This is a genomic window from Micromonospora antibiotica, assembly GCF_017599305.1.
Classification (GTDB): Bacteria; Actinomycetota; Actinomycetes; order Mycobacteriales; family Micromonosporaceae; genus Micromonospora; species Micromonospora antibiotica.
The window spans coordinates 169,910-188,364 of sequence record NZ_JAGFWR010000010.1 but is presented as its reverse complement, the minus strand read 5'-3'; the positions used below and the strand labels follow the sequence as shown (position 1 = coordinate 188,364).

14 protein-coding genes are annotated in these 18,455 nt (G+C 73.0%); 9 read left to right on the top strand and 5 right to left on the bottom strand.

Annotated features, from left to right (window positions below):
• Positions 1-59: 59 nt before the first annotated feature.
• Positions 60-833 (bottom strand): M23 family metallopeptidase, encoded by a 774-nt coding sequence (locus tag JQN83_RS18995; RefSeq protein WP_208568464.1) that lies wholly within the window; start codon positions 831-833, stop codon positions 60-62.
• A gap of 277 nt (positions 834-1,110) precedes the next feature.
• On the opposite strand from JQN83_RS18995, the gene JQN83_RS18990 reads away from it, so the two are divergent.
• The 5 genes from JQN83_RS18990 to JQN83_RS18970 all read left to right on the top strand — a co-directional run bounded on the left by JQN83_RS18990 (position 1,111) and on the right by JQN83_RS18970 (position 7,408).
• A complete protein-coding gene (locus tag JQN83_RS18990; RefSeq protein WP_208568463.1) occupies positions 1,111-2,451 on the top strand; it encodes an ABC transporter substrate-binding protein in 1,341 nt (446 codons plus the stop codon).
• A gap of 74 nt (positions 2,452-2,525) precedes the next feature.
• On the top strand, positions 2,526-3,575 hold the full coding sequence (locus JQN83_RS18985) for a carbohydrate ABC transporter permease (protein ID WP_208568462.1): 1,050 nt from the start codon (positions 2,526-2,528) through the stop codon (positions 3,573-3,575).
• Position 3,576: 1 nt separating this feature from the next.
• Entirely contained in the window at positions 3,577-4,542 is a 966-nt protein-coding gene (locus tag JQN83_RS18980) for a carbohydrate ABC transporter permease (protein ID WP_208568461.1), read from the top strand.
• Between the two features lie 69 nt (positions 4,543-4,611).
• Complete coding sequence (locus JQN83_RS18975; RefSeq protein ID WP_208568460.1) at positions 4,612-5,685, top strand: LacI family DNA-binding transcriptional regulator; 1,074 nt, start codon at positions 4,612-4,614, stop codon at positions 5,683-5,685.
• An 82-nt stretch (positions 5,686-5,767) separates the two neighbouring features.
• Positions 5,768-7,408 (top strand): glycoside hydrolase family 13 protein, encoded by a 1,641-nt coding sequence (locus JQN83_RS18970; RefSeq protein WP_208568459.1) that lies wholly within the window; start codon positions 5,768-5,770, stop codon positions 7,406-7,408.
• A gap of 651 nt (positions 7,409-8,059) precedes the next feature.
• Here JQN83_RS18970 and JQN83_RS18965 read toward each other — a convergent pair.
• The 3 genes from JQN83_RS18965 to xylA form a co-directional block, all read right to left on the bottom strand.
• Positions 8,060-9,472 (bottom strand): MFS transporter, encoded by a 1,413-nt coding sequence (locus tag JQN83_RS18965; protein WP_208568458.1) that lies wholly within the window; start codon positions 9,470-9,472, stop codon positions 8,060-8,062.
• Between the two features lie 207 nt (positions 9,473-9,679).
• Entirely contained in the window at positions 9,680-11,167 is a 1,488-nt protein-coding gene (xylB, locus tag JQN83_RS18960; protein ID WP_208568457.1) for a xylulokinase, read from the bottom strand.
• Positions 11,168-11,178: 11 nt separating this feature from the next.
• On the bottom strand, positions 11,179-12,366 hold the full coding sequence (gene xylA / locus JQN83_RS18955; RefSeq protein ID WP_208568456.1) for a xylose isomerase: 1,188 nt from the start codon (positions 12,364-12,366) through the stop codon (positions 11,179-11,181).
• A gap of 73 nt (positions 12,367-12,439) precedes the next feature.
• On the opposite strand from xylA, the gene JQN83_RS18950 reads away from it, so the two are divergent.
• The 3 genes from JQN83_RS18950 to JQN83_RS18940 all read left to right on the top strand — a co-directional run bounded on the left by JQN83_RS18950 (position 12,440) and on the right by JQN83_RS18940 (position 16,640).
• On the top strand, positions 12,440-13,702 hold the full coding sequence (locus JQN83_RS18950; protein ID WP_208568455.1) for an ROK family protein: 1,263 nt from the start codon (positions 12,440-12,442) through the stop codon (positions 13,700-13,702).
• A 128-nt stretch (positions 13,703-13,830) separates the two neighbouring features.
• Positions 13,831-15,507: a PP2C family protein-serine/threonine phosphatase gene (locus tag JQN83_RS18945; RefSeq protein WP_208568454.1), complete on the top strand. Its 1,677-nt coding sequence runs from the start codon at positions 13,831-13,833 to the stop codon at positions 15,505-15,507.
• Positions 15,504-16,640, top strand: coding sequence for a cobalamin B12-binding domain-containing protein (locus JQN83_RS18940; protein WP_208568453.1), 1,137 nt, complete (start codon positions 15,504-15,506; stop codon positions 16,638-16,640). The genes JQN83_RS18945 and JQN83_RS18940 overlap by 4 nt, the downstream gene beginning before the upstream one ends.
• A 52-nt stretch (positions 16,641-16,692) precedes the next feature.
• On the opposite strand, the gene JQN83_RS18935 is transcribed toward JQN83_RS18940, so the two are convergent.
• On the bottom strand, positions 16,693-17,205 hold the full coding sequence (locus JQN83_RS18935; RefSeq protein WP_208568506.1) for a MarR family winged helix-turn-helix transcriptional regulator: 513 nt from the start codon (positions 17,203-17,205) through the stop codon (positions 16,693-16,695).
• A 93-nt stretch (positions 17,206-17,298) separates the two neighbouring features.
• On the opposite strand from JQN83_RS18935, the gene JQN83_RS18930 reads away from it, so the two are divergent.
• Positions 17,299-18,432: a PP2C family protein-serine/threonine phosphatase gene (locus tag JQN83_RS18930; RefSeq protein WP_208568452.1), complete on the top strand. Its 1,134-nt coding sequence runs from the start codon at positions 17,299-17,301 to the stop codon at positions 18,430-18,432.
• The last annotated feature ends 23 nt before the right edge of the window (positions 18,433-18,455 follow it).

Genomic DNA, 18,455 nt, shown 5'->3' with positions numbered 1-18,455 from the left:
GACCCGGGGGTCGTCGTCGGGCCGGGGGCGGGTCCGCCCCCGGCCCGACGGGTCCGGTCTCAGCAGCGGGGCACGTTCGGGATGTAGCCGTCGTGGCCGGTGTAGACGTAGGCGTCGGCGATGAACCGGCCGGAGCCGATCCGGTCCCAGATCGCGCTGGTGCCGTAGGTGCCGGTGACCGTGGTGCCGCTGGTCTGGCAGCCGATGGTGACCTTGGTGCCGTCGGCGACCGTGCCGACCGAGGCGTAGCCGGTGCCCGGCCCGGACCGCACGGTCAGCGGGGTGCCGGCGGTGTCGACCGTGCCCGACCCGGTGCCGCTGGAGCAGCCGTTGCCGCTGGTGTACGTCTTGGTGCCCCAGTACAGCGCGACCGTGCCGTTGAACTTGACCTTGATGTCGTCGCCGTTGAGGCGCTGCTCGTAGTGCAGGTGCGGGCCGGTGGAGCCGCCGGTGGAGCCGACCCAGCCGATCACCTTGCCGTAGCCGACCTGCTGCCCGACCGAGACGTTGAAGCCGTTGAGGTGGGCGTAGTAGGTCGTGTAGCCGCCGCCGTGGTCGATCCGGACGTACTTGCCGTAGCTCGTACCGCCGAGGTCGGTCACCCGGTCGACGGTGCCGGGGGCGCTGGCGACCACCGGGTCACCGACGTCGTCGGTGCGGTTGAAGTCGATCGCGTTCGCCGGGCTGTGGTCCGACCGGGTCTGGCCGGACCAGGACTGGTTGCAGGGGAAGGGCACCTTGAACGTAGGTGCGGCCCACGCCGGGCCGGCCGGCACCAGGATTCCGGTGACCAGCAGGAACGCTGCCAGCAGACTCCACCACCGTTTACGCATCCAGCACCTCCGATGTAGAGATTCTTCGATGTCCTGCCCTGAGGGTGGCAGATATCGCCATCGATGGGAAGCGGTATGGACCCCTGCCCACCCCTATTCGGTGACCACGGGTGGGAGCGCGCCCACCTGCGGTGAGAGGGTTTCGTGATTGTTACCGGGCCGTGTCCACCAGGGGGTGGACCGATCGGGATGCAAGCGCTTACATGTGGGGACGACTCATCGGACCGGCGTCGGGTTTCCCCCACCTGTGGGCGCGCCGGCAAGGAAGGAGAACGGCATGGCGTTTGCCAGATCACGCCAGGCTCTCGCGATCGCCGGCGTGCTGGGGCTGGCGCTCGGCGCCGCCGCCTGTGGCACCGGCAACGACAAGAAGAGCAGCGACGCGGGCTCGGCCGAGTGCGCCGCATATGAGAAGTACGGCGACCTCGACGGCAAGAAGGTCACCGCCTACTCGTCGATCCGGGACATCGAGGCCGACCGGCTGGCCCAGTCCTGGAAGCAGTTCGAGGACTGCACCGGCATCGAGATCGACCACGAGGGCTCCGGCGAGTTCGAGGCCCAGCTCCCCGTCCGGGTGCAGGGTGGCAACGCGCCCGACATCGCCTTCATCCCGCAGCCGGGCCTGATCAAGCGGTTCGTCGACGGCGGCAACCTCAAGCCGGTCTCCGCCGCCACCAAGACCGAGGCCGAGGCGAACTACTCCCCCGACTGGCTGAAGTACACCACCATCAACGGCCAGTTCTACGGCGCCCCGCTGGGCTCGAACGTCAAGTCGTTCGTCTGGTACTCGCCGAAGACCTTCAAGGAGAAGGGCTGGACGCCCCCCACCACCTGGGACGAGCTGATCAAGCTCTCCGACACCATCGCGGCCAGCGGCACCAAGCCGTGGTGCGCCGGCATCGAGTCCGGTGACGCCACCGGCTGGCCGGCCACCGACTGGATCGAGGACGTGCTGCTGCGTACGGCCGGACCCGAGGCCTACGACAAGTGGACCACCCACGGCATCCCGTTCAACGACCCGCAGGTCGTCGACGCGCTCAACCGGGCCGGCACGATCCTCAAGAACGACAAGTACGTCAACGGCGGCTTCGGCGGCGTGAAGAGCATCGCCACCACCTCCTTCCAGGAGGCCGGCGTGCCGATCACCACCGGCAAGTGCGCCCTGCACCGGCAGGCGTCCTTCTACGCCAACCAGTGGCCCGAGGGCACCAAGGTGGCCGAGGACGGCGACGTCTTCGCGTTCTACTTCCCGTCCATCGACCCGGCCAAGGGCAAGCCGGTGCTGGGTGGCGGCGAGTTCGTCGCGGCCTTCACCGACCGTCCCGAGGTCCAGGCGGTGCAGACCTACCTCGCCTCCGGCGAGTACGCCAACAGCCGCGCCAAGATCGGTGACTGGGTGTCGGCGAACAAGAAGCTCGACCTGGCCAACGTCCCGAACCCGGTGGACAAGCTCTCCGTGGGCATCCTCCAGGACCCGAAGACCGTGTTCCGCTTCGACGGTTCCGACCTGATGCCGGCCGCCGTCGGCAACGGCACCTTCTGGAAGGGCATGGTCGACTGGATCAACGGCAAGGACACCAACACGGTGCTGAACGGCATCGAGAGCACCTGGAAGTGAGCTGAGACGGTGGCCCGGTCCGTGGTGACGGACCGGGCCACCGTCGGGTAACGAACCCTTGAGAGGGAGGGTCGATGGAGTTCGACTTCGCTGAGGAACAGCCGAAGTTCCTCATGCTGATGTACGGGCTGATCGCTTTCGTCGCGGTGGTGGGCGGTCTGCTCCTGCTCCTCGACGTGGTGCCGGCCTGGTTCGCCCGCCGTCGGGAGGCGCAGTTGGTCGCCGCCTCGACCGGCGGTGGTCCACTGCCCCGCCGACGCAAGCCGCGGGAGGGGCTGTTCGCGCTGTTCTTCCTGTTGCCGACGTTGCTGCTGCTCAGCATCGGGTTGGTGGTGCCGGCGCTGCGGACCGTCCTGCTCTCCTTCATGGACGCCGGCAGCAAAGACTGGGTGGGGCTGAGCAACTACAGCTGGATGTTCTCCGAGGACTCGATCGTCCGGGTCCTGCTCAACACCCTGATCTGGGTGCTGCTGGTGCCGCTGGTGGCCACCAGCTTCGGCCTGCTCTACGCCGTGATGGTGGACAAGGCCCGGTTCGAGTCCATCGCCAAGTCACTGATCTTCCTGCCGATGGCGATCTCGTTCGTCGGCGCCAGCATCATCTGGAAGTTCGTCTACGCCTACCGCAGCGAGGACCAGGACCAGATCGGCCTGCTCAACCAGGTCGTGGTCAGCCTCGGCGGAGAACCCCGGCAGTGGCTGCTCGACTCACCGCTGAACACCTTCCTGCTCATCGTCATCATGGTCTGGATCCAGGCCGGTTTCGCCATGGTGGTGCTCTCCGCGGCGATCAAGGCGATCCCGGCGGACATCGTGGAGGCGGCCCGCCTCGACGGGGTCAGCCCGTGGCAGATGTTCTGGCAGATCACCATGCCGAGCATCCGTCCGGCGCTGATCGTGGTGGTGGTGACCCTGTCGATCGCCACGCTCAAGGTCTTCGACATCGTCCGGACGGCCACCAACGGCAACTACGACACCAGCGTGATCGCCAACGAGATGTACAACCAGGCGTTCCGGTACGGCGAGAACGGGCAGGGCTCCGCCCTGGCGGTCTTCCTCTTCATCCTGGTGATCCCGATCGTGATCTACCAGATCCGCAACCTGCGTCAACAGCGGGAGGGCTGAGATGACCACCGCCACGCCCACCGTCGGAGCCGGGGCCCAGGCCGCCGGGAAACCGACCACCACCGCCGGCCGGGTCCGTAACCGGCTCAACAGCCGCACCGCCACCCTGGTCTCGATCGTGATCGCGCTGCTCTGGACGATCCCGACCTTCGGCCTGTTCATCTCCTCGTTCCGCCCCGAGGCGGAGATCAAGTCCACCGGCTGGTGGACGTTCTTCACCGACCCGCAGTTCACCCTGGAGAACTACCAGGACGTGCTCTTCGGCTCCTCCTCCTCGTCGGGCCAGCTGGCCAGCTACTTCATCAACTCGCTGGCCATCACCATCCCCTCGGTGCTGTTCCCGTTGGCCTTCGCCTCGCTCGCCGCGTACGCACTGGCCTGGATCAACTTCCGGGGGCGGGACTGGCTCTACATCGCGATCTTCGCGATGCAGATCGTGCCGTTGCAGATGGCCCTGGTGCCGCTGCTGAAGTTCTTCTCGACCGGGGTCACCGTGGCCGGTGTACAGCTGATGCCGGCCTGGAACCTGGTGGACGAGCAGAAGTTCGCCCAGGTGTGGTTCGCGCACACCTGCTTCGCGCTGCCCTTCGCGGTGTTCCTGCTGCACAACTTCGTCTCGCAGCTGCCCCGGGACCTGATGGAGGCGGCCCGGGTCGACGGGGCCACCCACCCCAAGATCTTCCGCACCATCGTGCTACCGCTGATCACCCCGGCCCTGGCGGCCTTCGGCATCTTCCAGTTCCTCTGGGTCTGGAACGACCTGCTGGTCGCACTGATCTTCGCCGGGGGCGGCAACGAGACCGCCCCGCTCACCGTGCGGCTGGCCGAGATGGCCGGCACCCGGGGCAACGAGTGGCAGCGGCTCACGGCCGGCGCGTTCGTCTCGATCGTCGTACCGCTTGTCGTGTTCCTGTCGTTGCAGCGCTTCTTCGTGCGCGGTCTGCTCGCCGGCAGCGTCAAGGGTTGAGGTCCGTTCGCCGCCGCCCGGCAGCACCGGGCGGCGGCGGAGGGCGGCGCGGAGCGGGGGAACCACAGCGTGACCAGGATCGACGACGTGGCCCGGCTGGCCGGGGTCTCCACCGCCACCGTCTCACGGGCGTTGCGCGGCCTGCCGACGGTGTCGGCCGCGACGCGCCGCCGGGTGCTCGCCGCCGCCGAACAGCTCCAGTACGCGGTGTCGCCGAGCGCCTCCCGACTGGCCGGCGGCCGGACCGGCACCGTCGCCGTGGTGGTCCCCCGGATCACCCGCTGGTTCTTCGGCACCGTCGTCGAGGCGGTCGAGGAGTTCCTCCACGACTCCGGTTACGACCTGCTGCTCTACAACCTCGGCGGGCGGGAGCAGGTGCGGCAGCGGGTGCTGCGCACCGCCAACCTGCACAAGCGGGTCGACGCGATCGTGCTGGTCGCCACCCCGCTGCGGCCGGCCGACCTGACCGCCCTGGCCGAGCTGGACCTGCCCGGCATCACCATCAGCTCCGGCAGCACGGTGCCGGGTTGGCCCTGCGTCCGGATCGACGACGTCGCGGCGGCCCGGACCGCCACCCGGCACCTGCTCGACCTGGGCCACCGACGGATCGCCCACATCTCCGGCGACCCGACCGACGAGTTGGCCTTCACCACCCACACCGACCGTCGTCGGGGCTACCGGGAGGCGCTGCGCCGCGCGGGTCTGCGCCCCGATCCCAGCCTGGACATGGAGTCACAGTTCACCATCGACGGCGGCAACCAGGCCACCGTCGAACTGCTGGCCCGGGGCGAACCACCCACGGCGATCTTCGCCGCCTGCGACGAGATCGCGATGGGCGCGATGACCGCGCTGCGCGACGCCGGGTTGCGGGTGCCGCAGGACGTCAGCGTGATCGGCGTGGACGACCACGACCTGTCCGGCGTGCTCGGGCTGAGCACCATCGCCCAGCCCGCCGCCGAGCAGGGCCGCCTCGCCGCCCGGTTGCTGCTCGATCCGCTGGGCACCGGCACCGTCGAGCCGTACGCCGGACGGGTGCCGGCTCCCCGCGGGGCCGGCGGCGACGGCACCACGCCGATGCCGCCGGTGATCCTGCCCACTCGGCTGGTGGTACGGGAATCGACCGCCCCTCCCCGGGCACACTGAACGGATTCACCCCCGCACGGCACGGCACGTTCGACACAGGGAGAAGGCTCTGAACACCGACGCGAGGCAGCAGGACCAGTCCATGGGCGTGGCCCACGGATGGTGGACCGAAGCCGTCATCTACCAGATCTACCCACGGTCCTTCGCCGACTCCGACGGCGACGGCATCGGTGACCTGCCCGGCATCACCGCCCGGCTCGGGCACCTGGCCGAGCTGGGTGTCGACGCCGTCTGGCTGTCGCCGTTCTACCCGTCGCCGCAGGCCGACGCGGGCTACGACGTCGCCGACTACCGCGACGTCGACCCGCTGTTCGGGAGCCTGGCCGACGCCGACGCGCTGATCGCCGAGGCCCGCGCGAAGGGCCTCAAGGTGATCGTCGACCTGGTGCCCAACCACACCTCGTCGGCGCACCGCTGGTTCCGGGCCGCCGTCACCGCCGCCCCCGGCAGCCCCGAGCGGGCCCGGTACGTCTTCCGCGACGGCCTCGGCCCGGACGGCGCGACGCCGCCCAACGACTGGCAGAGCGTCTTCGGTGGCCCCGCCTGGACCCGGCTCGTCGAGCCCGACGGCCGGCCCGGCCAGTGGTACCTGCACCTGTTCGACACCGCCCAGCCCGACCTCAACTGGGACAACCCGGAGATCCGCGCCGAGTTCCTGGACGTGCTCCGGTTCTGGCTGGACCGGGGGGTCGACGGTTTCCGGGTGGACGTGGCGCACGGCCTGATCAAGCAGGCCGACCTGGCCAACTGGGAGGAGCCGCAGGAGATCCTCTCCGGCAACGAGGCGGACAAGCCGCGCCCACCCATGTGGGACCAGGACGGCGTCCACGAGATCTACCGGGACTGGCGGCAGGTGCTCGACTCCTACGACGGCGCGCGGATCCTGGTCGCCGAGGCGTGGGTGGAGCCGGCCGAACGGATCGCCCGCTACGTCCGCCCCGACGAGATGCACCAGGCGTTCAACTTCGAGTACCTGCTCGCCGCCTGGACGGCCCCCGCCCAGTACGCGGTGATCACCCGCTCGCTGGAGGCCACCGATGCCGTCGGCGCCCCCACCACCTGGGTGCTGTCCAACCACGACGTCATCCGGCACGCCTCCCGGATGGGCCTGTCCGCCCAGGGCGGCCGACCCAACGGCATCGGCATCGGCGACCCCCAGCCGGACGCCGCGCTGGGCCTGCGCCGGGCAAGGGCGGCCACCCTGCTGATGCTGGCCCTGCCCGGCTCGGCCTACCTCTTCCAGGGCGAGGAGTTGGGGCTGCCGGAGCACACCACGCTGCCCGACGAGGCCCGGCAGGACCCGACCTGGGAGCGCAGCGGCCACACCCAGCGGGGCCGGGACGGCTGCCGGGTGCCGATCCCGTGGGAGGCCGACGCCCCGTCGTACGGCTTCGGCCCGACCGACGCCAGCTGGCTGCCGCAACCGCCGCTGTGGGCCGAGTACGCCCTGGACCGGCAGCAGGGGGTGGCCGGTTCGACGTACGAGACGTACCGGACCGCGTTGCGGCTGCGCCGCGAGCACGGCCTGGGTAGGGGCACCCTGGAGTGGCTCTCCTCCGGCGACGAGACGCTGATCTTCCGCAACGCCGGGCTGACCGTGCTGACCAACTTCGGCACGGCCGCGGTGCCGCCGCCGGCCGGGGAGCTGCTGCACAGCAGCGCGCCGCTGGACGCTGACGGCCGGGTTCCCACCGACGTCACGGTCTGGGTCCGGCACTCCTGACCCACTCCGGCACCGCCGGGCGCTGCATCCACCGTTGGTGCAACGCCCGGCGGTGCCCGGCGCTCGGGCGGCGCAGTTCCCCGGCGGTGCCCGGCGCTCGGGCTCACCGGTGACACCTGCCGGGCGGGACGGGACCGGGGCCCGGGTACTGCCGGTCGCGTCCTTTCGAGCTGATGACGTCAGCGACTCACCGACCCGGATGACATGCACCCACCAAAGTGACGACAGCAGCTCTGCGGCGGAAGGCCCGCCCCAAGCCGATCGGCCGGGAAGTCCCGTCCCGCCCGCACCGGTCTCTCAGGCACGACGACGGGCCACGGACGGCGACGCGTTCGGGCTGGCTGGTGATCCGTCAACGTCATCAGCTCGAAAGGACGCGACGGGGTGTACCTGCCCGGTCCGACCGAGCGGGAGCGACACGGCCCGTTCCCGCCCACACCCGAACGGCGCGGACCACGCGCGAGCCGCGCGACCGGCCCGCCCACACCCGAACAGCGCGACCGGGCCCGACCACACGCGAGCGGTCCGACCGTGCCCAGCTAAGCCGGAGGCGGCCGGACCGCCCCGCCTCCGCGACCCCACCTCCGCGACCCGGCCCCGGCAGGCAGGCCCCGGTAGGCGGACCCCGCCAGGCAGGCCCCGGTAGGCAGGTCAGCGGCGGGCGGCGCGATCGTGCAACAGGTCGCGGACCGCGGTGATGTCGCGGGGTGAGGTGCGCGAGGCCAGCCAGTACATCAGCCCGGTGGGGATGAAGAAGAGCTGGAACGCGGCGAGCCCGACCGCGTAGTTCAACGGCGGCGGGAAGGCCACCCGCAACGCGTGGAAGGCCGCTCCGACCAGCCCGTTGCCGGCTGCCCGGCCGACCCCGTTGACGAGGTTACCCAGGCTGTAGACGGTGCCCCGGTGCTCCGGCGGGTTGACGTCGGCGATCAGGGCGAACCAGTTCGGCGAGTTCGCCGAGGTCAGCGCCAACGCCACCAGGGCCGTCAGCAGGCTCAGCCCGACCGTCGGCTCGGTCACCACGCTGGCCAGCACCGCACCCACCACCGCGCCGGTGCCGCCGCCGTCGGGCACGTCGATCCGGATCGGCACGAAGAACAGCACCAGGTAGAACGGCAGCGCCGCGAGGATGCCGACCGCCGCGACCAGGGCCCGCCCCCGGGGGGTACGCCGTTGCAGCGCGTCCCCGGCCAGCCCGCCGACGATGGAGAACACCCCGCCGAGCTGGAACAGGGTGGCGAAGACGCTGCCCACCACGACCGCCGTCGCCGCCGAGTAGCCCTGCCCCTGCGCCCGCTCGGCGAACAGCACCGGCAGCCACACCAGCGAGCCGAACGCCGCCTGCGCGGTGAGGCCCTGCATGATCAGCCAGCGGTTGGTCCGCCGGCCCAGGATGCGCGGCAGGTCGGCCCGGGTGATCCGGTAGTCGTACTCGACGCCCGCTTCGATCGCCCCGGCGAGCTCCGGTTCGCTCTGCCCGCGCCGGATGTCGTACGTCAGCAGGTAGGCCACCGTGGCGGCCAGACCGACCACGGTGAGCAGCAGGAACGGGCGTCGCCAGTCGGTCGCGCCGAGCAGCCCGCCGGTGAGCGTGCCGGCCAGGGTGCCGACCCCCTGGGACAGCCCCCAGAAGCTCATCACCAGCCCCCGGCGACGCGGGGAGATCAGGTCGGTCACCACAGAGAACCCGACCGAGCCGACCGCGCCCAACCCGACCGCGGCGACCAGTTGCGCGGCGAGGAACGTCGGGAAGCCGGTGGCGAACGCGCTGCCGCCGCTGCCGGCCGCCCAGACCAGTGTGCCCACCATCAGCAGTGGCTTGCGGTTGGTCCGGTCGCCGACGTACGCCCAGGCCACCGCTGCGACCGCGCTGACCAGGAAGCTCACCGCCGTGACCAGGCCGAGCATCCGCTGCGGCACCCCCAGCGCCCCGGAGATCGGCCCGTACAGCGGGGGCACCAGGCCGATCGCCACGTTGTCCAGCGAGGCGAGCACCACGAACACCACGACGCTGTAGAGGCGGTGCGCCGTGTTTCCGCGCCGGGGCATCCTGCTGCCGGTCATGTCCGGCAGCCAACCAGGTGGGTCCCCCGGCCCGACGGGCACCCCCGCCGGGGCGGCACCGCCGACCCCGTCCCTGCGGGATCACCACGCCCGACGGGCGGCCGGGCCCTCGTCGGAGGTGACCGGCAGGACCACGGGGGACCCGGTCGTCGACCGGTGACCGGCCCCCGTGCGCCGGTCACCGGTCGACGTCGCCGGTCGGGTGGATCACTCCCCGGTCGCGGCCACCCGGTCGAGGGTGTGGTCGCGGGCCTCGGCGTACCGCTGCCGGATGGCGGGGACGGGCTCCGCCGCGTACTCCTCGGTGTCCTTCGGCGCCCAGGTGGGCGGGGTCGCGCCACCCAGGGCGAGCCAGGCGGCCTGGCGGGCCGCGCCGTCGGCGACGTACTCCCCGGGCGGGGGCACCAGCACCGGGCGACCGAAGACCTGCGGCGCGATCCGGCGGACCGCCGCCGAGCGGGCCCCGCCACCGACCAGGATCACCCGTTCGACCGTGGCCCCCTGGGCGACCAGCGCGTCGAGGCCGTCGGCCAACGCGCAGAGCATCCCCTCGACCGCCGCCCGGGCCAGGTGGGCCGGGGTGGCGGTGCGCAGGGTGAGGCCATGCACCGAGCCGGTGGCGGTGGGCCGGTCCGGGGTCCGCTCCCCCTCCAGGTAGGGCACCATGACCAGGCCGTCCGCCCCGGGTGGGGCGCTCAACGCCAACTCGGACAACGCGTCGAGGTCGACGCCGAGCAGCGTCGCCGCCGAGTCGAGCACCCGGGCCGCGTTGAGCGTGCAGACCAGCGGCAGGAACCGGCCGGTGGCGTCGGCGAAGCCGGCCACCGCGCCCCCGGCGTCGGCGGCGGGGGTGTCCGCCACCGCGAAGACGGTGCCGGAGGTGCCGATCGAGACGACCACGTCGCCCGGACCCGCGCCCACGCCCAGCGCGGCGGCGGCGTTGTCCCCGGTGCCGGGGCCGAGCAGGACGTCCCCGCCCGGCACGGGCGAGCCCGCAGCGCCGTCGGGCCGGCCGGCGGCACCGCCCAGCACGCCCGGGTCGAGCACCCCGGCCTGCTCGGCCGGGCCGAGCACCGTGGGCACCTCGACGACCCGACCGAACGCCTGTTCCAGCAGGTCGGGTCGGTACTGCCCGGTGGCCGGTGACCAGTAGCCGGTGCCGCTGGCGTCACCCCGGTCGGTGCGCAGCGCCGCCAGGCCGGGGGCGCCCGCCAACCGCCAGGTCAGCCAGTCGTGCGGCAGGCAGACGGCGGCGACCCGGGCGGCGTGCTCCGGCTCGTGCCGGGCCAGCCAGCGCAGCTTGGTGGCGGTGAAGCTGGCCACCGGGACCAGCCCCACCGCGTCGGCCCAGAACCGGCGGCCGGTCTCCCCGCCGCCGGCCTCGGCGATCAGGTCCCGGGCCGCGTCGGCGGACCGGGTGTCGTTCCACAGCAGCGCCGGCCGGACCACCTCGCCCGCCTCGTCCAGGCAGACCATGCCGTGCTGCTGGCCGGCGACCGCCACGGCCGCCACGTCGGCCAGCCCGCCGGCCGCCTCGACGGCGGCCAGCAGGGCATCCCACCAGGCCCGTGGGTCGACCTCGGTGCCGTCCGGGTGCGGCGCGCGGCCCTCCCGGACCAGCGCGCCGGTCTCCGCGTCCCGGATCACCACCTTGCAGGACTGGGTGGACGAGTCCACCCCGGCGACGAGCGGCATGCCGGGCCGCCTCAGCGCGCGCCGAGCAGGTGCTCGACGGCGAGCTGGTTGAGCCGGACGAAGCCGAAGCCCTTCGCGGCCGTCGCGTCCACGTCGAACTCCTCGAACGCGGACCGGTCGGCGAGCAGCCCGGCGTAGCCCTCACCGTCGCCCAGCGTCGGGCTGGCCAGCTCGCCGACCTTGCTGGCGGCGAGCGCCTCGACGACCTCCGGGTCGGCCCGGAACGCCGCCGCCCGCTCCTTGAGCAGCAGGTAGGTCGCCATGTTGGCCTCGGCCGACGCCCACACCCCGGCGATGTCCTCGGTGCGGGAGGGCTTGTAGTCGAAGTGCCGCGGGCCGTCGTACGCCGGGCCACCGTTGGGGCCGCCGTTCTCCAGCAGGTCGACCAGGGCGAACGCGTTCATCAGGTCGCCGTGGCCGAAGACCAGGTCCTGGTCGTACTTGATGCCGCGCTGGCCGTTGAGGTCGAGGTGGAACAGCTTGCCCTGCCAGAGCGCCTGGGCGATGCCGTGGGCGTAGTTGAGGCCGGCCATCTGCTCGTGGCCGACCTCCGGGTTGAGGCCGACCATCTCGGGGCGGGCCAGCTCGGAGATGAACGCCAGCGCGTGCCCGACGGTGGGCAGCAGGATGTCGCCGCGCGGCTCGTTCGGCTTGGGCTCGATGGCGAACCGCAGGTCGTAGCCCTGGTCGACGACGTACTGGCAGAGCACGTCGACGGCCTCGCGGTAGCGGTCCAGCGCGGCCCGGATGTCCTTGGCCACGTCGTACTCGGAGCCCTCCCGGCCGCCCCACATGACGAAGGTCTTGGCACCCAGGTCGGCGGCGAGGTCGACGTTGCGCAGCACCTTACGCAGCGCGTAGCGCCGCACGTCACGGTCGTTGCTGGTGAAACCGCCGTCCTTGAACACCGGGTGGGTGAAGAGGTTGGTGGTGACCATCGGCACGACCAGCCCGGTCTCGTCGAGGGCCTTGCGGAACCGGGCGAGCTGGGCCTCCCGGGCGGCGTTGTCGGCACCGAACGGGATCAGGTCGTCGTCGTGGAAGGTGATGCCGTACGCGCCCAGCTCGGCGAGCCGGTGCACGGCCTCGACGGCGTCCAGCTCGGGGCGGGTGGCGTCGCCGAACGGGTCACGGGCCTGCCAGCCCACCGTCCAGAGCCCGAAGGAGAACTTGTCGGCGGGGGTGGGACGGGGTGCCATGGCAGACCTCCGGTGGGGATGATGGTGGTGGCGGTGGGTGTGTCGCCCGCAATTTGTTCAGTGGTTGAATTAAATGGCCGTGCTGTGGCACTGTCAAGGGGTGACCGAGACCCGGACCGTCGGCGCGGTCCGCCAGGGAAGCCTGCGCGAACTCAACCTCGCCGTGGTGCTGCGGCGGATCGCCGACACCGACCGGCCACCCTCCCGGGCCGAGATCGCCGCCGACACCGGCCTGACCCGGGCCACCGTGTCCGCGGTCGTCGACGACCTGATCGCCGGCCGGCTGGTCACCGAGGCCGATCCCGCGCCCCGCACCGGAGCCGGCCGGCCCGCCCGAGGGCTGCTGCTCGGCGACACCGGCCCGGCCGGGCTCGGCCTGGAGGTCAACGTCGACTACCTCGCAGCTTGCGTGGTCGACCTCACCGGCGCCGTCCGGCACCACGAGGTACGCCGGATCGACCTGCGGCCCCTCTCCCCCGCCGACGCGCTCACCGCCCTGGTCGCCCTGGCCCGCCGGGCGCGTACCGTCGCCGACGACGCCGGACTCGGCCTGGCCGGGGCGGCCCTGGCCGTGCCGGGGCTGGTCGACGCGCGGGGCCTGGTCCGACTCGCCCCCAACCTCGGCTGGCGGGACGTGGACGTGCCGGCCCTGCTCGCCGGTCACCCCGCCCTCACCGACCCGGTCGACGGGGTGCCCCCACTGGTGGTGGAGAACGAGGCGAACCTCGCCGCGCTCGGCGAACTGCACGCCCGCCCCGGCGGCCCACAGAGCTTCCTGCACGTCTCCGGCGAGATCGGCATCGGTGCCGGGATCGTGCTCGACGGGGCGCTGTTCCGGGGTTCCCGGGGCTGGAGCGGCGAGTTGGGCCACGTACCTGTCGATCCGGGTGGTCCCACCTGCCGCTGCGGTGCCCGGGGCTGCCTGGAGACGTACGCCGGGCAGGAGTCCGTGCTGGCCGCGGCCGGGCTGGCGGGCGCGGACCTGCCCGCCGACACCGCCGCCCGCCGGCTGGCCGACCTGGCCTGCTCCGGTGACCCGGCCGCGCTCGCCGCGCTGAACGCCGCCGGCACCGCCCTCGGGGTCGCCGTCGCCGGGGTGGTGAACCTGCTCGACCTGGACACCGTCGTGCTCGGCGGCGGATACGCGACCCTCGCGCCGTGGCTGTGCCCACCGGTGCTGGCCGAACTCGACGACCGGGTGCTCACCAGCGGCTGGTCCCCGGTGACGGTCCGCCCGGCGGCGCTCGGGGCCGAATCCGCCGCCGTCGGCGGGGCCGGTTCGGTCGTCCGCCGGATCATCGCCCGGCCGTCCGGCTGGCTGTCCCGCCCGCAGTGACCCCCGCTTCCTGGCTGGGCGATCGTCGCCCCACCTCGGTACGCTTGCCCTGAGGCAACGATTCCTACCGAGGAGAGCACTCCCAGCATGCGCAGAGGTCGACAGACCGACGCGCCCGGCGACCGACGGTGACGACCACCCGTCGGGACGGGCACGCCGGCCCGGTCAGCGGGGATGGCCGGGTGTCGCACGCGTCGGCCCGACCGCCGGCGGACCAGTCGCTGCCGGCCGACCCCCAGCTGGCCCGGGAGCTGCTCGACGGTCTCGCCGAGGCGGTGGTCACCACCGACCCTGCCGGGCGGGTCACCCTGGTCAACGCGATGGCCGGGCGGCTCCTGCCCGAACTGGCCCCCGGCGTCGACCTGGCCGCGCACCCCGTGCCGGCGCTGGCCCGGGCGGTCACCGAGGGCACCGGGACGTTCGACGCCGAACACCACGGCCGCCGGCTGCGCGGCGTCTGCCGCCCCCTCGCCGCCGGCGGCTGCGCCTGGTATGTCCGCGACGTCACCGACGAACAGGCCCGCACCGACGCGCTGCTCGCCGAGCGCTCCCGCACCGCCTTCCTGGCCCGCGCCGGCAGCCGGCTCGGGCTGTCCCTGCACCGCGAGCAGACCCTGCGGGCCACCGTCACCCTGCCGGTGCCCTACCTCGCGGACGTCGCGCTGGTCGTGCACCGGTCACCACAGCCCGGCGAGGACCTCCCGCACTGGCTGCGGTACGCCGACGGCGAACCCGGCCCGGTCGGCGGGGTCGCCAGCCGGCAACTGGCCGGCGCGGTCCCCGGGCTCGTCGAGGCGCTCGACGGCGAGTCCACCGACCCCAGCCCCTGGCTCGACGCCGAGCTGGCCGACCTGACCGCCGTCCTGCCGGAGACCTTCGGCCGCCCCGGGACCGTGCTGATCAGCCCGATGCTCAGCGCGGGTGGGCCGGCCGGCGCGTTGATCCTGGTCCGGCGGGCGGGGCGGGCCGGTTTCGACCCGCGCGACATCGAGCTGACCAGGGAGTTCGCCGCCCGCGCCGGGTCCGCGGTCGCCGCCGCCGACCTCTACGGCGAACAGGCGCACCTGGCCCGGGTGCTCCAGCACAGCCTGCTCCCCCCGCAGCTGCCCCCGGTGCCCGGCGTCACCCTCGCCGGTGGTTACCGCTCCGCCGGGGACAGCCTGCGCATCGGCGGCGACTTCTACGAGGTCTTCCCCACCGCCACCGGCGCCCTGTTCGCCCTCGGCGACGTCTGCGGCAAAGGGGTCGGCGCGGCCGTGCTCACCGGCCGGGTACGCCAGTCGTTGCAGACCCTGCGACTGGTCGAGCAGCGCCCCCACGAACTCGTCCAACTGCTCAACCGGGCACTGTTCGACTCCCCCGACGCCGCCCGGCGTAGCCAGTTCACCACCCTGCTGCTGGGCACCACCGAGCCGGGGTCCGACGGCGGGGTCCGGGTCCGGATCGCCGGCGGCGGGCACCCGTCCCCCCTGGTGGTACGCGCCGACGGGAGCATCGTCGAGGTGCGGGTGGGCGGGATGCCGATCGGTGCGTTCGCCACGGCGACGTTCGCCGAGGTGGAGGTGCGGCTCGCCCCGGGGGAACTGCTGCTGGCGTACACCGACGGGGTGACCGAGGCGCGCGGTGGATCGGCGGCCGTCGAGATGTTCGGCGAGCACCGGCTCCGGCAGGCGCTCGCCTCGGTGGCCGGGCTGCCGCCGTCCGCCGTGATCGACTGGTTGCTCCAGCTCGTCGACGAGTGGCTCGACGGCGAGAGCCACGACGACATCGCGATGCTGGCCGTCTGCGCGGCGGACCCCGCGTGACCCGACCGACCCCGGACGAACCCACCCGGGAGGAACCGGGCCGGGCGACCGGCGAGGAACCGGCCGGTACGCGCCGACCGCCACCGGAAGATCCGGGGCGGGTCACACCGGACGGGCCGGGGCGGGTCACACCGGACGGGCCGGGGCGGGTCGCACCGGGTGTCGTCCAGGCGTACCTCGGCTGCCTGGACCGGGCCGACCTGGTCGGCGCCACCCGGCTCGCGACCGGGCTGCTGGACGCGGGTGCCTCGGTGGCCGACGTCCTGGTGGACCTGGTCGCCGTCGCGCAGCGCGAGGTGGGGCTGCGCTGGCTGTCCGGCCGGTGGAGCATCGCCCAGGAGCACGCGGCCACCCACGTCAGCGAGCAGGTGGTCGAGGTGGTCGTCGCCCACACCGCCCCGACGGACGACCGGGGCCACGTGGTGCTGGCCTGTGTCGAAGGCGAGTGGCACGCGCTGGCCGCCCGGATCGTGATGGAGGTGGTCCGCGCCGCCGGCTGGCGGGTCACCTTCCTCGGCGCCAGTGTGCCGGTCCGGCAACTGGTCTCCTACCTGCACCAGACCGGCCCGGACGCGGTGCTGCTGAGCTGCGTGCAGCCGAGCCGGTTGGTGCGGGCGGGGCGGATGGTCGAGGCGTGCCGGGCGGCCGGGGTGCCGGTGGTGGCCGGCGGGCCCGGTTTCGGCCCCGAGGGCCGCTGGGCCACCACGGTCGGTGCCGCCGGCTGGGGCGCCACCGCCCGGGACGCCGTCCGGCTGCTGTCCGGCCCGCTGCTCGCGGCCCCGCACACCGGTGCCGCGCCGACGGCCGGCTCCGACGAGTACGTACCGGTGCTGCGTCGCCGCCGGGAACTCGTCCAGCTCGTGCTCCGCGAGGTCACCCCCGTGGCGGAACGGGCAGAGGAGGTCGCCGGGGTCGTCGCCCAACTGGTCGACGCGCTGGCTGCGGCGATCCGGATCGGCGACCCGCAGCTGCTGGTCGAGTTCGTCCGTTGGCAGGCGGGGGTGCTCGACACCGGGGACGGGGCCCGGCTGCTGGACGACGTGCTGCGGGTGTGTGCCACCGCGCTGACCGAGCATCCCCGCTCGGCCGACCACCTGCACCGGGCCCGGACCGCACTGGCCACGCCACCGTGACCGGCCCGGACCGCACTGGCCGCACTGGCCACGCCACCGTGACCGGCCCGGGTCAGGCCGAGCGGGCCGCCGGTGGGTCGGCGGAGCCCGGACCGGGCTGGGTGGGTGGGTGCGGTGCCGACCGGAACTCCACCGCCGGCCCGGTCTCCCCCTCCCGGGCCCGCGCCACCCGGTCGAACTCCACCAGACCGCGCAGCAGTGCCTGCCGCCCCTCGCCGCTCATCCCGGCCAGCACGTCGGCGAGCCGTTGCCGGCGGTCCCGCCGCAGCTCAGCGAGCAGGCGGATGGACTCCGGGGTCAGGTGCAGGGCGATCTCCCGTCGGTCCGACCGGCCCGGCTCCCGCTCCAGCATGCCGGCGGCGACCAGTCGGTCACAGAGCCGGCTCGCCGAGGAGAGCAACATGTTCAGCAGGGCGGCGAGCCGGCGCAGGTTGATCCCGTCGTACCGCTCGACCACCATGACGGCGCGTAACTGCGCGCCGGACAGCCGGCTGGTGGTGTTCTCCCGGGCCGCCTCCCACACAGACAGCAGGGTCCCTGTCGCGCCGTCCAACTCGGCGGCCATACTCACGTCTGATCCGTAAGGACCACTCTCTTCGGCCATGGTGGGCCCGAGACTACCCCCCGTACCAGGGGATCTGCGCTTTCAGGAGGCGTGATGACGAGCGGACCCGAGGCCCGGGCCCGGCAGGTGCTGACCGAATCTCCGGCGGACCTGCTGCTGGACCGGCTCGCCGGGGAGCTGACACGGGCCTATCGGATCACCGACGTGGACCTGTTCCAGGTCGACTACCGGTTGTCGGTGCTGCTGCCGCTGGCCGGTGGGGAGCCCGTGAGCGGCCCCGGTCACCCGGCCTGGCGCTGCTTCGACCACCAGCAGCCGGTGCTCACCGAGGGGGTGGGCTGGTTCCCCGTCGGGATGCGGGGTGAACGGCGCGGGGTGCTGCGGTTGACCCCGGTGCCCGACGACCGGGCCACCGTCGACGAGTTGGCCCGCATCGCCACCGCCCTGGGGCACGAGTTGGCCGCCGTCACCGCCGGCACCGACGTGTACCGCACCTCGCGCCGGGCCCGCCGGCTCACCCTGGCCGCCGAGATGCAGTGGGAACTGCTGCCGGGGCGCAGCCGGGACCGCCCGTCGTTCCGCCTCGCCGGCCAGCTCGAACCGGCGTACGCGGTGCGCGGGGACAGTTTCGACTGGTCCGACGACGGTGACCGGCTGTGGCTGTCGACGATCAACGGGACGGGTGAGGGGGTGGCCGCCTCGATGCTCACCGCGTTGGCCACCCACGCGCTGCGCAACGCCCGCCGGGGCGGACTGGGCCTCGCCGACCAGGTCGCCCTCGCCGACCAGGCGATCTATGCCCTGCACGGGGGTGAGCAGCACCTGTCCGCCCTGGTCATGGAGCTGGATCTGGGCAGCGGTGTACTGACCGCGGTGGACGCCGGGTCACCCCGGTTGATGCTGCTGCGCGACGGCGAGGTCACCGAGCAGGTGTTGGACAAACAGTTCCCGTTGGGCATGTTCGAGGGCACCGACTACCAGCACCAGCGTTTCGAGCTGCGCCGCGGTGACCGGCTCTTCGTCCTCAGTGACGGCGTGCTCGACGCGACGGACCGGCACGTCCGGTACGGGGAGACGGCGCTGGAGCGCTTCCTGCGTCGTACCGGACCGATGACGCCGCTGGACGCGGTCCGCTCGCTCATCGGTGACCTGCGCGCCTTCGTGGCCGGTGACCTGGTCGACGACGCGGTGGTCGTCTGCCTGGACTGGACCGGCCCGCACCCGTGAACCGGAGTGCGGGCCGGGCCGCG

What these genes read in the sequence shown, in the direction of transcription:
- JQN83_RS18970 (WP_208568459.1), top strand. Translation starts at nt 5,768, where the DNA reads ATGGGCGTGGCCCACGGATGGTGGACCGAAGCCGTCATCTACCAGATC.
- xylA (WP_208568456.1), bottom strand. Translation starts at nt 12,366, where the DNA reads ATGGCACCCCGTCCCACCCCCGCCGACAAGTTCTCCTTCGGGCTCTGG.
- JQN83_RS18950 (WP_208568455.1), top strand. Translation starts at nt 12,440, where the DNA reads ATGGCCGTGCTGTGGCACTGTCAAGGGGTGACCGAGACCCGGACCGTC.
- JQN83_RS18965 (WP_208568458.1), bottom strand. Translation starts at nt 9,472, where the DNA reads ATGACCGGCAGCAGGATGCCCCGGCGCGGAAACACGGCGCACCGCCTC.
- JQN83_RS18990 (WP_208568463.1), top strand. Translation starts at nt 1,111, where the DNA reads ATGGCGTTTGCCAGATCACGCCAGGCTCTCGCGATCGCCGGCGTGCTG.
- JQN83_RS18930 (WP_208568452.1), top strand. Translation starts at nt 17,299, where the DNA reads ATGACGAGCGGACCCGAGGCCCGGGCCCGGCAGGTGCTGACCGAATCT.
- JQN83_RS18980 (WP_208568461.1), top strand. Translation starts at nt 3,577, where the DNA reads ATGACCACCGCCACGCCCACCGTCGGAGCCGGGGCCCAGGCCGCCGGG.
- xylB (WP_208568457.1), bottom strand. Translation starts at nt 11,167, where the DNA reads ATGCCGCTCGTCGCCGGGGTGGACTCGTCCACCCAGTCCTGCAAGGTG.
- JQN83_RS18935 (WP_208568506.1), bottom strand. Translation starts at nt 17,205, where the DNA reads ATGGCCGCCGAGTTGGACGGCGCGACAGGGACCCTGCTGTCTGTGTGG.
- JQN83_RS18985 (WP_208568462.1), top strand. Translation starts at nt 2,526, where the DNA reads ATGGAGTTCGACTTCGCTGAGGAACAGCCGAAGTTCCTCATGCTGATG.
- JQN83_RS18995 (WP_208568464.1), bottom strand. Translation starts at nt 833, where the DNA reads ATGCGTAAACGGTGGTGGAGTCTGCTGGCAGCGTTCCTGCTGGTCACC.